Here is a 15632-nt window from a genome sequence, read left to right as displayed (position 1 = left end):
ATGAAATTCGGCGTAGTCACCTTCCCTGGCTCTAATTGCGATCATGATATGATAGATGCCCTGCGTAATGACCTTGGGCAGGAAGTGATAGAGTTATGGCACAAGGATAAAGACCTGAGCATGTTCAATACAGAAGATTGCATTGTACTGCCAGGTGGTTTTTCTTATGGCGATTATCTGCGTTGTGGTGCTATTGCCCGTTTTAGTCCAATGATGCAGAGCGTGATCGAATTTGCAAATAAAGGTGGTCGTGTAATTGGAGTTTGTAATGGTTTCCAGATCCTTGTTGAAGCGGGTCTGTTACCTGGCGCCTTGTTGCGCAATGAGAATCAACAGTTCGTTTGTAAAAATGTGTACCTGAAGAGTGAGAATACTGTTGCTTCCATGACTAAAGATGTAACCGGTCGTCCGCTGATGATTCCGGTAGCACATGGTGAAGGGCGTTATTATGCTGATAAGGCGACGCTGGAAAGTTTGCAGGCGAACAACCAGATCCTGTTCCGCTATTGCGACGAATTCGGTAACGTTGTGGAAGATGCAAATCCAAACGGGGCTATCCTGAACATTGCAGGTATCTGCAACAAGGAGCGCAACGTATTTGGTATGATGCCTCACCCTGAAAGGGCCACCCGCGATGTACTGGGAAATACCGATGGGCAGCTGATATTCCAGAGCCTGATCAACAACAACTGATTTGTTTAGAAGTATAGTATAAAATCAGCCAACCAGTTAAAAAAAACGTATGAAACAATTATTAACAGCGATCTGTCTGTTCGCTTTGCCCCTGCTGGCAAGTGCGCAGATAGAGAATCCGGTGAAGTGGAGCTTTACGTCGAAGAAGATCAACGCTACCACGTATGAATTGCACATGACAGCTACTATAGAAGGTGGCTGGCACCTGTATGCACAGGAAGCCGGAGAAGGTCCGGTACCAACCTCCTTCAAGTTCACTAAAAGCCCACTGGTAGTAAACGAGGGTAAGGTGACTGAAGTTGGTAAGCTGCATAAGGCTTTTGACAAGAACTTTGACTCAGAACTGAAATACTACGAAAATCAGGTAGACTTCGTACAAAAGGTAACCGTGAAAGGTAAAGCAGCTACCAAGGTAAAAGGATCAGTAGAATTCATGACCTGTGATGATCATGAGTGTCTGCCTCCAAAATCAGTAGACTTTGCTATTTCCGTAGGAGGAAAATAATTTAATACAGGAAGCTGTACACCACAGTTTTTCCATACACGTCAATTGAAACGAGTTCCCTGAGGAACTCGTTTATTGTTTGAAATGGGAATCAGTCTTTAAATCCTATTATCTATATGAAGCATTTGCTGACATTCATTATACTTATTGCGGCAGCCCTTGGGGTACAGGCGCAGAGCGATTCTGTCGTTCATTGGCAATATACCGCAGAGAAGAAGGGCGCACAGGATTATGTGTTGCACTTTACAGGGACTATTGAGAAAGGAGTGAAAGTATTCTCCACCACAATGCCTGATGATGCCCTGGTGAATACCCGGGTGGTAGCTGACAGCCTAGCCACCATTGGTACTATCACAGAAGAAGGCAGTCTGAAACAAGCGAAAGAGCCACTGCTGGACAATGCGGTCGTAAAATATTTTGAAGATAAAGTGGTTTTGAATGTAGCTGTTCACCTGAATGGCGAAGTGAAATCACTGGAAGGTGCTGTGAACTATATGTTCCAGAAGGGTGAAGAAATAGGCGGTCCTGAAGAGTTTAAATATAAATTCAAGGCAGATGCTTCGGGTACATTAGTGAGTGTAGATGCAGGTTTGCAGGAGGCTTCGGCTGATGCGGTCAATTCGCTGAAGCGTAGCAATATCAAATTGGATCAGGCAGTCATTGTAACTGGAGAGCAGGTGCATGAAAAGAAAAGCCTGTGGGGTATTTTCTTATTGGGTCTGATCGGTGGTTTTGTAGCGCTGGTAACACCTTGTGTGTTCCCATTGATTCCGCTGACGGTGTCTTTCTTTACCAAGAAGTCGCAGGACAGAAAGAAAGGGGTAGTGAATGCGGTAACTTATGGTTTCTTCATTTTCGCAATTTATGTATTATTGAGCACACCCTTTTATTTCCTGAATAGTATTGCGCCGGAGATCTTTAATAATATCTCTACCAATGTGTGGTTGAACCTTGTGTTCTTTGTGATCTTCATTGTATTTGCTATTTCGTTCTTTGGGGTGTTTGAAATCACCATTCCGAGTAGTCTGGCGAGTAAGGTAGATAGCAAGTCCGGTGTAGGTGGCCTGGTAGGTATTTTCTTTATGGCGCTTACATTGGCGCTGGTATCTTTCTCCTGTACGGGGCCTATACTGGGTTCATTGCTGGCAGGCGCATTGTCTGCCGATGGTGGTGCAGTACAGCTCACAGCGGGTATGGCGGGATTTGGTTTTGCATTGGCATTGCCTTTCGCTTTGTTTGCGTTGTTCCCTAATTTATTGAGTGCATTGCCAAAATCCGGTGGATGGTTGTCTTCTGTAAAGGTGGTACTGGGTTTCATTGAAATAGGAATGGCGATTAAGTTCCTTTCTAATGCTGATCTGGTAGAACACTGGGGCATTGTGAAAAGAGAGATTTTCTTTGCTGTGTGGATCATTTGTGGTATCCTGATTGTGTTGTATTTGTTGGGTAAGATCCGTTTTCCGCATGATTCTCCTATTAAGAAGTTCAGCATTACCCGTTGGGCTTTTATTGTCGTGTTTAGTGTACTGACAATTTATATGTTGCCTGGTTTGAGCAATACAGAGTGGGCTAACCGTAAACTTATCAGTGGTTTTCCGCCACCGTTGAGTTATAGTATTTATAATAATCGTGTGAAAGGTGTGGAAGCGAATGTGGTGAATGATTATGAGAAAGCATTGGAGCTGGCGAAGGCACAGCATAAGCCAATTCTGATTGACTTTACAGGTTGGGCGTGTGTGAATTGCCGGAAGATGGAGGAGAATGTGTGGACGACAAAGGAAGTGAAGCATCTGATAGAAGATGATTATATTCTGGTGTCATTGTATGTGGATGACAGGAAGGTATTGCCTGAAGATCAGCAGTTTTTGTATACAACGACAAATGGTCAGAAGAAAGAGATAAAGACGATAGGAGATAAGTATGCGACGATGCAGACGGAGAATTTTATTAATAATTCACAGCCGTATTATGTGTTGATTAGTCCGGATGAGCAGTTGTTGACTACGCCGGTGGGGTATACACCGGATGTGGATAAGTATGCGGATTGGTTGAAGAAGGGGTTGGAAGCATATAATAAAGTAAAATAAAAAATAGGGGGCTGCTTGAGAAAGCGGCCCTTTTTGTTACTGGGTGGCCTGCGGCGGCAAGGAAGAAGGTTTGTTTTTTCGGCTGGCGTCGTTGGGGGCGGTTATTATTGCCCTGGGGTGATAATGATGTAATGGGCAAAAGGGAATTCTATTTTGATGGCGGCTTTGATTCGTTCAATGGCGTCTGTTATTTCATGGGTATCCAGGTTTTCTTTGAAGCGTACTAATAATAATAGCATTACCTCTTCAGGAGATTGATAGGTAGAGAAGATCTGCAATACATTTTCAACAGCTTCGTCATTTTCCACAATGCTACGGATTTTGAATTGTGTAGCCGTGGCGATGCCTTCACCCATTAGCAAGCTACGGCTTTCGCGGGCCAGCAATATAGAAACGACAGTGAGGAGTACACCTACTATTAAAGATGCGACACCATCTAAATATGGATTATTGAGTTTGTGACCCAGGTAAATCATGAGTGCTACCACGGCTAATCCTAATACAGCAGCACTGTCTTCGAATAATACGAGAAAACTGGCGGGGTCCTTACTCTGATGTACTGCCGTCCACCACGACTTTTTACCTTTTACTTTTTTGAATTCTATAATAGCCACAACAAGGGAACCTCCATCGAAGAGGAAAGAACAGGCCAGCACAATGTAGTTCCAGAATGGATCCTGTTGGGGGACGGGATGACGCAGGTGACTGATACCCTGAAAGATAGAGATACTACCACCGATGGCGAAGATCAGTAAAGAGACGATGAATGACCAGAAATAGAGTTCCTTGCCATAGCCAAAAGGTCGTTTGGCGTCAGCAGATTTCTTGCTGAGGCGGATACCAAGGAGGAGTAGCAGCTGGTTGGCGGTATCGACTAAGGAGTGCACCCCTTCGGAGAGCATGGCGGTGCTGCGGGTAACAAAGCCTGAAATGAATTTAATGATGGCAATCAGGAGGTTAGCTGCCAGGGCGATATTTACAGTTCTATTTGGGTGCATACTATTATCCTTATAAAAGTATGCCGAAGGTAGGGGAGGAGAACTACTTTCACCCTGAATCTGAGCATCCAGGGTGAAAGTAGTAGTCATATGGTTTATTCGAAGCTATAGTTATCCAATGCAGATACAGCGATCTTTTCCTGTTGGCCGCTCACCATATTTTTGATACTGAGCACGCCTTCATTCACTTCACTTTCACCCATGATGATTACAAATGGGATACCGCGTTTATTTGCATATTTCATTTGCTTATCCATTTTAGCCGGCTCGTGGTAGAGTTCAGCAGAGATACCACGGGCACGGAGGCCGGCCAGCATAGGGAAAGCTACGCCAGTCGTGTTCGCATCCATATTAAAGATGAGCACGCGGGTACCTTGCTGGGCAGTAGCCGGGAAGAGTTGTAATTCTTCGAGTACATCGTAGATACGGTCTACGCCGAAGGAGATACCAACACCAGAGAGGTTAGGCAGACCAAAGAGGCCAGTGAGGTCATCATAACGGCCACCGCCGCCGATGCTACCCATTTTTACGGATGCTGGTGCTTTTACTTCCACGATCATTCCAGTGTAATAGTTCAGGCCGCGGGCAAGGGTTACATCAAGAATAGGGGTGGTTTTAAACGAACCTGGCTGAGAATGGAGCACATATGTCAGCTCTTCAATGCCTTTTTTGCCGGTTTCATTATTTTTGAACAGTTCGCCTAATTGTTGCAATTTTTCCTCATTATTCCCCTCAATGTTGAGAAAATTTGAAATAATTGAGATTTCGCTATCATTCAGGCCACGTTCGGATAGTTCTTGTTTTACGGCATCCAGTCCAATTTTGTCAAGTTTGTCGATAGCGATGGTAATATCCGTCAATAACTCAGGTTTACCAGCTACTTCCGCCAATGCGCCCAGGATTTTCCTGTTATTGATTCTGATTTCATAGCCTTCCATCCCTAGTTTTGTGAATACGGTATCGTAAATCATGAGCAATTCGACCTCATTGATCAGGGAATTGCTACCTACGATATCGGCATCACATTGGTAAAATTCGCGGTAGCGGCCTTTAGCAGGGCGATCGCCACGCCATACCGGTTGCATCTGATACCTTTTAAAAGGAAACGCCAGATCATTCTGATTCATCACCACGAACCTTGCGAAAGGAATGGTGAGGTCATAGCGCAATGCTTTTTCGCACAGCAGTATCCCCAGTTCCCGGCTATCTTTTGCTTGCTGGGCACGGCCCAGTATCTCGCCGTTATCAAGAATTTTAAAAATCAGTTTATCTCCTTCCTCACCATATTTACCGGTCAGGGTATCCATTTGTTCCATGGCAGGGGTTTCCAGCGGCTGAAAGCCAAACAGTTCGAATGTTTCGCGGATTGTCTGAAAAATATACTGCCTTTTCCTTACTACCACAGGGCCGAAGTCACGGGTACCTTTTGGTATACTGGGTTTTATCATCGTTTTGATTTTTATATATCAGTGCCTGTCACTATGTGTTGGCAGGCTTTATAGATCATATTATAAACTGGTTCGAAGAGGGCGTCGTCGTACCATGGATCGGGTACAGGTTCCTGGTTATCAAGGAGCAGCTGTACTTTTGCTTTGTCAGTTTCAGTGCGGGCTTTGCGCAGCACATCGCGGTAATTGTCCAGGTCCATGACGAAGATGCGGTCAAATTCGTCGAAGTCGCTTACCTGGAACTGGCGGCCTCTGAGGCCTGAAATATCTATGCCATGTTGCCTGGCCACCTTAACAGAACGTCTGTCTGGTGGGTCGCCCACGTGCCAGTTGCCAGTGCCGGCTGAATCGATGTCCCAGTTCAGCCCTTTTTCGTCTGCCAGATGTCTGAGGATGCCTTCTGCGAGGGGAGAGCGGCAAATATTACCCAGACAAACCATTAATATTTTCATAATTGCCGCAAACCTACAAGATTTTAACATTATTTTATTAATCTGCCTCAATTTTGCTCAAAGGCCCGCGGGGCGGGAATTGGGGCACTGTCAGGGCTGGTGCAGTGTAACTGGCATGAGTTATGGAATTTAGATTATGTAGCATCTATATAATAATTACGTGATACTATGATGAAGATTATTCTCGTATATACTGCAAATAGGGGGAAATTTGATTCTACTTAGTATTAACAAGGTTTTAACAACTTCGTTCATAATTAACTGTAGATTGAATATGAAAAAATGTATGAATGCCAGACGTTTACTAAACCTGCGCTAGTGGCGGATTTTCTAGTTGTACGTTTAGCATGCAACCCATTTTTCTTGACAATCTTCTAATAGAACAGGTATTTGTTTAGAAATTTTTTTTTGTATACTTGTAATTCGCAACAATGCTGATGGAACACGAAAGATCTGGTAAAAGGAATATGAGCATCGATTACCGCTCACTTGGAGAGTTAATTAGAGGGTTATTTTTTATGCTCTTTGGATTATTTGCAATATTTGCTGAACGTCTCGGCTTCGGGCAGTTCCAGGTGTCGCAGACTGTACTCACTATATTTGGAGGGGTCCTGATCGCTTATGGTATTTTCCGCGTATACCGTGGAGTGAAAAATGCATTTTTTAACAGGAATTAACGATTTAATAGTCAGGCATATGTTTACCAGTATCATTAAAAGGAACCGGAATTATATCGCATTGTTGGCAACAATGATTATCTTGTCATCCTGTACATCGAACAATAAAACAGGTCAGGTGCAGGATACGCCAACTTCCGGCACCATTAAAATAAGTGTAGATGAAACATACAGACCGTTGATTGAGTCGGAAATAAAAGTTTTTGAGTCACTTTATCCGAAAGCTCATATCATTGCGGAATACAAACCCGAAGTAGACTGTTTCAGAGACCTGATGGCTGACAGTGCTCGATTGATCCTCGTAACCAGGGACTTCAATCAGCAGGAGCTGGATTATTTGAAAAAAGTTAAGATATCGCCACAAAGTATGTTGCTCGCCTGGGATGGCGTAGCATTGATTACTAATCATAGTAATCCGGATTCCATCCTCACTTTGGACCAGGTGCGTAACATAATGGACGGAACAGATACGGAAAAAAAATGGCAAATCATTTTTGACAATTCGAATTCAAGTACGGTAAGATATATCCAGGATTCAATCAACAAGGGAAAGGCATTGCCAAAGAATGTAATGGCGGCAAAAACCAATCCTGAAGTGGTTGATTATGTGGCTAAATCAAAAGATGCACTGGGAGTAATTGGGGTAAGCTGGATATCAGATACCAACGATGCCCAGGCAATAGAATTTACAAACAAGGTGAACGTAGTGAAGGTGCGTGCTGATAATGGTTCAGAATTTGTAAAACCATTTCAGGCATATATTGCTCTCGGTTCATATCCGCTGAAAAGAGGTTTATTCTTTTGCTTAAAAGAGCCTTACAGTGGGTTGGGGTCCGGGTTCGCTACCTTCCTCGGAGGACAAGAAGGACAAATGGTGATAGGTAAATTCAAACTGTTCCCTGCGAGATTGAACATCGTGTTTAGGGAAGCGAACATCAAGTAAAAAACTAACACAACTAAAATTAAAAACCGGATTGCTCATGAACAGACGGAAAAGTTTAATTGTTGCAATGCTGTGCGTCGCGAACGGCGCAATGGCTCAATCTGTAGAAGATGGATTGAAAGACCTGTATTATGGCAAGTATGAAACAGCCAAACAAGACCTGGAAAAAGTAATAGCCGCCAAGCCTACTGAAGAAAGAGCATATTATTATCTCGGTATTGCTCAGTTAGGTTTGGGTGATAACAACGGTGCTGCTGCTACTTTTCAGAAAGGTCTGACAGCAGTTCCTACATCCTCTTTATTGCAGGTGGGTATGGGCAGACTGGATCTATTGAAAGGTGATGCTGCTGCTGCAAAGCAGAAGTTTGAAGCTGCTACTGCTGCAACCCAGGGTCGTAATGGCGATGTAGCCCGTGCGATCGCAGATGCTAACTCTGAAGTTAAGGGTGGTGACCGCGGTTATGCTGCGAGTGTCATGGAGAAATTGCTGAACAACGAAGGTCGTAAGAAAAAAGAAGTTTATACAGCTACCGCTGCTGACTATATCGAGCTGGGTGATGCATACCGTATGCTGGGTGGTGAAAATGGTGGTAAAGCGATCAACACTTATGAGAAGGCTTTAGAGCTGGATCCTAACAGTGCTGAAGCTACCATGAAAGAAGGTCTGGTAAACTACAATGCCAAGCTGCTGCAGGATGCAGTAAACGACTGGACGAAAGCAACCAACATGGATCCTAACTATGGTCCTGCGTACTATCAGCTGTACGAATTCTATATTACTCCAACCAAAGCTCAGCTGTCACTGGAAAATGCAGCTAAGTACCTGGAGAAATATATGAGCGTAGTAGGTGAAGGTGCTGGTAAACTGGAAAATGAGTATAACCTGGCAGCTATCTCTTTCTTCAAGAAAGAATATGATGCAGCTATCAGCAAAGCTAAATCTGTATTGCCACAGACAACAGAAGCTAACAGAGGTAAATTTACCCGTCTGCTGGCAGATGCTTACCTGCAGAAAGGAGATACAGCTACCGCTAAAACTGAAATGGAAGCTTACGCAAAAGCGGCAGGTGATTCCAAACTGGTGGCTAACGACTACAAACTGTTAAGCGCTGTATACCAGGCAAACGTGGGTGATTCTGCGCAGAGAGCTCAGAACGACTCCCTGGCAGCTATGTACCTGGAAAAATACGCACTTGCTGACACTGCAAAAGATGCAGAAAAATACAGGAACGTAGCTGAGTCCTTCAAAGCTATGGGTGCTACCAAAAAATCAGCAGAATGGTATGGTAAACTGGTAAATGAATTCTCTGATGAGAAAAATACTGGTAAGATCCAGGATATGTTCTGGAAAGGTACCATGGAAATCTACGCACACGAATACAATCAGGCAGATTCTACCTGGGGGCAGTTCATAGCTAAATATCCTGCTCAGGAAGTACTGGGTACTTATTGGAGAGGTCGTGCAAACATGGCGAAAGATCCGGAAGCAAAAGAAGGTGTAGCCCTGCCATACTTCCAGCATCTGTTTGAGATCAAGGGTGATGAGAAACTGAAGCCAAGCCAGCTGATGTTCCCTTATCAGTACCTGATGATTTACTATTACAACAAAGATGATGATGCTAATATGAAGATCTGGATGGACAAGGTAGCTTCTATCGATCCTAACAACGCTACTGTTGCTGCGATCAAAGAAAACCTGGCAAACAGGGCTAAATCCAGCTCCAAGCCTGCTCCTCAGGGAAACAAGAAATAAGCAAACTGAGCTTTAAATAGAAAACCCCGGCGACTGCCGGGGTTTTTTTATTTCCGGTTGGGGAAAAAACATAATATTTTAATCCTTCAATAGATTTGAATATTGCTAGACTTAGCCTATTTTTGCTCATTCTGATGAACGATTTATAGGGAAGCTTATGTTTATAGACACAGTATTATTGTCAGCAACTACTCCTTTTAGCTATTTTCCTATTGTATTACAGTTAATAGCTGCGCTGGGTTTTGTAGGTCTTACCATGTTCGCCACTCACTTTTTGGGTCCTAAAAGGAAAACCAAAGACAAACTGGCTACCTTCGAAAGTGGGATTGAACAACACGGTAACGCCCGTCAGCCAGTAGCTATTAAATACTTCCTGGTGGCTATCCTGTTCGTACTCTTCGACGTGGAAGTTATTTTCTTTTATCCTTATGCGATTAATTTCCGTCTGTTGGGTTGGGAAGGGTTTATGGCTATGTTGATGTTTGTGGCATTTTTTATGGTAGGTTTCCTCTATATACTCAAGAAGGGAGCCCTGAAATGGGAAGATTAATAGAATATGGCACACAGCCCGATGTGAAGCTGTGCCTGCTAAAGGGAACAAATCTGATATTGAAATTTTAAATCTGAAAGGTTATGGCACGTCCGGTTCAGTATAATACGAAAGTGAAGACAGTGGAAATCCCTGAGGGATATTCCGGGGAAGGTTTTTTTGCGACTTCGTTTGACAAAGCGATAGGTCTGGCACGTAAAAACTCCATCTGGCCGCTGCCTTTCGCCACTTCCTGCTGTGGAATCGAATTCATGGCAACGATGGCGTCTACTTATGATCTGGCACGTTTCGGTGCAGAAAGGATGGCATTTACCCCTCGTCAGTGTGATTTGCTGATGGTAATGGGTACTATCTCCAAGAAAATGGGACCTGTATTACGTCAGGTATACCTGCAGATGGCTGAGCCACGCTGGGTAATCGCTGTAGGCGCCTGCGCCAGCAGCGGTGGTGTATTTGATACCTATTCCGTTTTACAGGGCATTGACCAGGTCATCCCGGTTGATGTATATGTACCAGGATGCCCTCCACGTCCTGAAGCAATTATTGATGGCTTTATGCGTATCCAGGACCTGATTGGTCAGGAAAGCCTGCGTCGCCGCCATTCCGATAAGTACAAAGAACTGTTGAATTCCTACGGCATACAATAAAGATCACGATACACTTTACTCCTGTATCTGTGTTCTTAAATATACACTGCAATGTCCTTGACTAACGACAATATTAAACAACGACTAACCGACAAGTTTGGTGAGGCTGTCTCACAGGTGGAAGAAACCTTTGGGATGCTTAATTTTACAGTACCTAAAGATCTGAACCTGAAAGTGATGCAGTTCCTTTACGATGATGAGGAGCTGCAATTTCGTTTTTTAACAGACCTCACTGCTGTGCACTATCCTGATCGTACTGGAGAAGAGCTGGCAGTAGTATACCATCTCTACAATTTTGCCCAGCGTGTAAGACTTCGTATGAAGGTTTATACCAGTGTGGAAGATCCAAGAGTATTTACTGCTACCCGCCTGTTTGAATCTGCAAACTGGATGGAGCGTGAAACTTACGACTTCTTTGGTGTCAACTTCGTAGGGCATCCAAACCTGAAGCGTATCCTGAACGTGGATGAGATGGATTACTTCCCAATGCGTAAGGAATTCCCACTGGAAGACCAGTCTCGTATAGATAAAGATGATGAAATGTTCGGCCGCGGCGGGCATATTGGCATATAATTAATTATTCGTTGATCATGTCAGAGCAACATAATATAACACTTCCGGAAGGATCTATTGAAAGGGTTACACAAACTCTCAACCTCGGACCTACCCACCCTGCTACACACGGGGTGTTTCAAAATATATTGGAAATAGACGGTGAGCGTGTTGTCAGTTCCGAATCTACTGTGGGGTATATCCACCGTGCATTCGAGAAGATTGCAGAACGTCGTCCTTACTACCAGATTACTCCTCTTACAGACCGTCTGAACTACTGTTCTTCTCCTATCAATAATATGGGATGGCACATTACTGTAGAAAAACTGCTGGGTATTCAAACCCCTAAGCGTGTGGACTACCTGCGTGTGATCATTATGGAGCTGGCACGTATCTGTGATCACCTGATCTGTAATGGGGTTGTAGGTGTAGATACCGGCGCCTTCACCGGGTTCCTGTACCTCATGCGCTGGCGTGAGCTGGCTTATGAGATCTACGAAGAAATCTGTGGATCCCGCCTCACTACCAACATTGGTCGTGTGGGTGGTTTTGAAAGAAACTTTACACCAGCAGCTTTCGAGAAGATCGAAACATTCCTGGTTGAGTTTCCTAAAGCCCTGAAAGAGTTCGAAATCCTGATGAACCGTAACCGTATTTTTATGGAGCGTACACAGGGCGTAGGTCCAATCAGTGCTGAAAGAGCGATGAACTATGGTTTTACTGGTCCTAACCTGCGTGCTGCCGGTGTGGATTACGATTTACGTGTAGCTCATCCTTATTCCTCTTACGAAGATTTTGAATTTTCTATACCAGTAGGTAGCACCGGTGACTGTTATGACCGTTTCCTGGTTCGTAATGGTGAAATGTGGGAAAGTCTCAGCATTATCCGTCAGGCGATGGATAAAGTGAAAGGCCTGCCCTCCGATATATACCATGCAGATGTTCCGGCATATTACCTGCCAGACAAGAGCGATGTATACACCAAAATGGAAGCACTCATTTATCACTTCAAGATCATCATGGGTGAATCCGATATTTTGCCAGGCGAATTGTACAATGCTGTAGAAGGTGCCAACGGGGAGCTGGGCTTTTACCTCATCAGTGATGGAGGCCGTAGCCCTTACAGGTTGCATTTCCGCCGTCCGTGCTTCATATATTACCAGGCTTATGGTGAACTGATCAAGGGTGCCATGCTGAGTGATGCCCTGATTTGTATGAGTAGCCTGAACCTGATTGCAGGAGAGCTGGATGCATAAAGCAAACGAAACGCCTTTTTGTTTTTTTTAACTATAGAATATGTTTTCAGAAGAGAAGCTGAATAAAGTAAAGGAGATCATCGCCCGCTATCCTCAGGGTAGACAGAAAAGTGCGCTTATTCCGGTGTTGCACCTTGCACAGGAAGCGTTTGGCGGTTGGCTCAGCACAGAGACTATGGATTACGTAGCTTCCCTGCTGCAGATAAAGCCAATTGAAGTGTATGAAGTGGCTACCTTTTACTCAATGTTTAACCTGCAGCCGGTAGGCAAGCATGTATTCGAGGTGTGCCAGACTGGCCCCTGCATGCTGCGCGGTTCAGACAATATCATCGACTATATTAAAAAGAAACTGGAAATAGGAGTGGGAGAGACGACGAAAGACGGCCTCTTTACTCTGAAAGCAGTAGAATGCCTGGGTGCCTGCGGCTACGCGCCGATGATGCAGCTGGGTAAGCACTACAGAGAACACCTGACACCTGAAAAGGTAGATGCCATCATTGCAGAATGCAGGGCAAACGCAAACTAAAAGCCAATCTACAAATCATAATAGTAAGATGGGACGCAAATTACTTTTTGACAAAGCACATATAGAAAATATCCGGTATTATGATGTATACCGGGCTAACGGCGGCTACGGATCGGCGGAGAAAGCATTGAAAAGCATGACGCCTGAGCTGGTGCTGGAAGAGGTGAAGAAAAGCGGTCTGAGAGGCCGTGGAGGTGCTGGTTTCCCTACCGGTATGAAATGGAGTTTCATTGCAAAACCGGAAGGCGTACCCCGCTACCTGGTATGTAATGCCGATGAATCTGAGCCAGGTACTTTCAAAGACCGTTACCTGATGGAATTCATTCCTCACCTGTTGATAGAAGGTCTGCTCATCTCCAGCTATACCCTGGGATGTAATACCTGTTATATCTACATCCGTGGTGAATACGCATGGATCCCTGATATTCTTGAAGAAGCAATTGCTGATGCAAAGAAAAACGGTTGGCTGGGGAAAAATATCCAGGGCACCGGTTTTGATCTTGAAATATATGTACAACGTGGTGCAGGTGCTTACATCTGTGGTGAGGAAACTGCCCTGATCGAAAGCCTGGAAGGTAAGCGTGGTAATCCACGTATCAAACCTCCATTCCCTGCGGTGAAAGGTTTATACGATTGTCCGACTGTGGTAAACAATGTGGAAACACTGGCTACCGTAGTACCGATTCTGCGTATCGGCGGTGAAGAATACGCCAAATATGGCACTGGTAAATCAACCGGTACCAAACTCATTTCTGCCTGTGGTAATATCAACAAACCAGGGGTGTATGAAATTGAGATGAACATTTCAGTAGAAGAATTTATTTACTCTGATGAATATTGCGGAGGTATCCCAAATGGAAAACGTCTGAAAGCGTGCATTCCGGGTGGTAGCTCCGTACCTATCCTGCCTGCTAACCTGCTGCTGAAAACAGCAAAAGGTGAACCGCGCATGATGACTTACGAAAGCCTGGCTGACGGTGGTTTTGCTACCGGTACAATGCTGGGTTCCGGTGGTTTCATCGTACTGGACGAAGACCAGTGCATTGTGAAAAACACCTTAACTTTTGCCCGTTTCTACCACCACGAAAGCTGCGGACAATGTAGCCCATGTCGTGAAGGTACCGGATGGATGGAGCGAGTGCTCAGGAACATTGAGAAGGGTAAAGGTAAAATGAGCGATATAGATCTGTTGTGGGATATTCAGCGTAAGATAGAAGGTAACACCATCTGCCCATTGGGTGATGCTGCTGCCTGGCCGGTAGCTGCTGCTATCCGTCACTTCCGCGATGAATTTGAGTGGCATGTGTTGAATCCTGAAGAAGCGCAAACGCGCAACTTCGGTCTTGCACACTATGCAGATCCGCTGGAAATCGCTGCCCCTGCCGCAGTATAAGAATCAACAATACTAACACGACGTTTCGTGTAAAGAACGAGCGCCTTTTTAAGCGAACAAAATGGCTGAAGAACAGAAACTCTTTAAAGTCAAGATCGACGGGATCTCTGTGGAAGTGGCACCAGGTACTACTATCCTGAATGCTGCCCGTCAGATAGGAGGAGATATAGTGCCGCCTGCAATGTGCTACTATTCCAAACTGCAGGGTAGTGGTGGTAAATGCCGTACCTGTCTGGTAAAAGTATCGAAGGGCTCGGAAGCTGATCCCCGTCCTATGCCAAAACTGGTTGCTTCCTGCCGTACTACTGTAATGGATGGTATGGAAGTAGCAAACATCACCTCTCCTGAAGTGCTGGAAGCACGTAAAGGTGTGGTGGAATTCCTGTTACTGAATCACCCGCTGGATTGCCCAGTATGTGATCAGGCTGGTGAGTGTCACCTGCAGGATCTGGGTTATGAGCATGGTGCTGAAGGTACCCGTTACGAATTCAAACGCCGTACTTTCGAAAAAGTAGATCTGGGTGATAAGATCCAGTTACATATGACCCGCTGTATCCTTTGCTACCGTTGTGTATTCACTGCCGATCAGGTTGCTGGCAACCGTGAGCATGGTGTACTGGGCCGTGGTGAGCATGCTGAAATCAGCACTTATCTTAGCAAGAATTTAAACAGTCCCTTCATCGGTAACGTTATTGACGTATGCCCTGTAGGTGCACTGACTGATAAAACTTTCCGTTTCAAAAACCGTGTTTGGTTCCTGAAACCAGTGAACGCACACCGTGACTGTGAGAATCCTAAGTGCTGTGGTAAAACCGTACTCTGGATGCGTGGTGACGAAGTGTTCCGTGTAACTGCACGTAAGGATAAATATGGCGAAGTAGAAGATTTCATTTGCGATACCTGCCGTTTTGATAAGAAAGAAGCGAAAGACTGGGTAGTGGAAGGTCCACGTAAGATCGAACGCCAGAGCGTAATTTCTGCTAACCACTATGTAGGTGTAAACAAGCCGAAGGATACCCTGGTTGAAGTACTGGATGGCCGTCAGCCAAAACTGCTGATGGATATTCACAGTATTAGCGAGGTAAACCGTCCAGATATCGATCTGTCGCAGATCGAGGGGCCTGCACACTCTGATGATTTTAACAAGTAAGT

Annotated in this window: 16 protein-coding genes; 13 read left to right on the top strand and 3 right to left on the bottom strand. The window is 44.8% G+C overall.

Annotated elements, in window-relative coordinates:
• The 3 genes from purQ (at position 1) to SIO70_RS31980 (ending at position 3285) form a co-directional block, all read left to right on the top strand.
• Positions 1–693, top strand: a complete 693-nt coding sequence (purQ, locus tag SIO70_RS31990; RefSeq protein WP_320577798.1) for a phosphoribosylformylglycinamidine synthase I — start codon at positions 1–3, stop codon at positions 691–693.
• Between the two features lie 49 nt (positions 694–742).
• On the top strand, positions 743–1198 hold the full coding sequence (locus SIO70_RS31985; protein WP_083720310.1) for a protein-disulfide reductase DsbD domain-containing protein: 456 nt from the start codon (positions 743–745) through the stop codon (positions 1196–1198).
• A 116-nt stretch (positions 1199–1314) separates the two neighbouring features.
• Positions 1315–3285, top strand: coding sequence for a protein-disulfide reductase DsbD family protein (locus SIO70_RS31980; RefSeq protein WP_320577793.1), 1971 nt, complete (start codon positions 1315–1317; stop codon positions 3283–3285).
• 104 nt (positions 3286–3389) lie between these two features.
• Here SIO70_RS31980 and SIO70_RS31975 read toward each other — a convergent pair whose 3' ends face one another.
• The 3 genes from SIO70_RS31975 to SIO70_RS31965 are packed head-to-tail and all read right to left on the bottom strand — an operon-like array spanning position 3390 to position 6183.
• The gene (locus SIO70_RS31975) at positions 3390–4373 is read right to left on the bottom strand and encodes a cation diffusion facilitator family transporter (protein ID WP_320577791.1); all 984 of its coding nucleotides are present in this window, start codon (positions 4371–4373) and stop codon (positions 3390–3392) included.
• Positions 4374–4378: 5 nt separating this feature from the next.
• Entirely contained in the window at positions 4379–5731 is a 1353-nt protein-coding gene (hisS, locus tag SIO70_RS31970; RefSeq protein WP_320577789.1) for a histidine--tRNA ligase, read from the bottom strand.
• A gap of 11 nt (positions 5732–5742) precedes the next feature.
• Positions 5743–6183: a low molecular weight protein-tyrosine-phosphatase gene (locus SIO70_RS31965; RefSeq protein ID WP_320577787.1), complete on the bottom strand. Its 441-nt coding sequence runs from the start codon at positions 6181–6183 to the stop codon at positions 5743–5745.
• A gap of 437 nt (positions 6184–6620) precedes the next feature.
• On the opposite strand from SIO70_RS31965, the gene SIO70_RS31960 reads away from it, so the two are divergent.
• The 10 genes from SIO70_RS31960 (at position 6621) to SIO70_RS31915 (ending at position 15630) form a co-directional block, all read left to right on the top strand.
• Positions 6621–6860, top strand: a complete 240-nt coding sequence (locus tag SIO70_RS31960; protein WP_320577785.1) for a hypothetical protein — start codon at positions 6621–6623, stop codon at positions 6858–6860.
• Positions 6861–6879: 19 nt separating this feature from the next.
• Complete coding sequence (locus SIO70_RS31955; RefSeq protein ID WP_320577784.1) at positions 6880–7803, top strand: substrate-binding domain-containing protein; 924 nt, start codon at positions 6880–6882, stop codon at positions 7801–7803.
• A 37-nt stretch (positions 7804–7840) separates the two neighbouring features.
• Positions 7841–9556, top strand: coding sequence for a tetratricopeptide repeat protein (locus tag SIO70_RS31950; protein ID WP_320577782.1), 1716 nt, complete (start codon positions 7841–7843; stop codon positions 9554–9556).
• A 157-nt stretch (positions 9557–9713) separates the two neighbouring features.
• Positions 9714–10106 (top strand): NADH-quinone oxidoreductase subunit A, encoded by a 393-nt coding sequence (locus SIO70_RS31945; protein ID WP_320577781.1) that lies wholly within the window; start codon positions 9714–9716, stop codon positions 10104–10106.
• Positions 10107–10189: 83 nt separating this feature from the next.
• Positions 10190–10753 carry an NADH-quinone oxidoreductase subunit B gene (locus SIO70_RS31940; protein ID WP_083720319.1) on the top strand — a complete coding sequence of 188 codons (564 nt, stop codon included), beginning with the start codon at positions 10190–10192 and terminating at the stop codon, positions 10751–10753.
• A 51-nt stretch (positions 10754–10804) separates the two neighbouring features.
• The gene (locus SIO70_RS31935; RefSeq protein ID WP_320577778.1) at positions 10805–11326 is read left to right on the top strand and encodes an NADH-quinone oxidoreductase subunit C; all 522 of its coding nucleotides are present in this window, start codon (positions 10805–10807) and stop codon (positions 11324–11326) included.
• Between the two features lie 17 nt (positions 11327–11343).
• A complete protein-coding gene (locus SIO70_RS31930) occupies positions 11344–12561 on the top strand; it encodes an NADH-quinone oxidoreductase subunit D (RefSeq protein ID WP_320577776.1) in 1218 nt (405 codons plus the stop codon).
• Positions 12562–12601: 40 nt separating this feature from the next.
• Positions 12602–13087, top strand: a complete 486-nt coding sequence (gene nuoE / locus SIO70_RS31925; RefSeq protein WP_320577774.1) for an NADH-quinone oxidoreductase subunit NuoE — start codon at positions 12602–12604, stop codon at positions 13085–13087.
• A 28-nt stretch (positions 13088–13115) separates the two neighbouring features.
• A complete protein-coding gene (gene nuoF, locus SIO70_RS31920; protein WP_320577773.1) occupies positions 13116–14480 on the top strand; it encodes an NADH-quinone oxidoreductase subunit NuoF in 1365 nt (454 codons plus the stop codon).
• Positions 14481–14541: 61 nt separating this feature from the next.
• Entirely contained in the window at positions 14542–15630 is a 1089-nt protein-coding gene (locus tag SIO70_RS31915) for a 2Fe-2S iron-sulfur cluster-binding protein (RefSeq protein WP_320577772.1), read from the top strand.
• Positions 15631–15632 lie beyond the last annotated feature (2 nt).

It is taken from the genome of Chitinophaga sancti (genome assembly GCF_034087045.1).
Taxonomy (GTDB): domain Bacteria; phylum Bacteroidota; class Bacteroidia; order Chitinophagales; family Chitinophagaceae; genus Chitinophaga; species Chitinophaga sancti_B.
Note: the sequence above shows the minus strand (reverse complement) of the source record. Positions and strands in the feature narration are given on the sequence as shown.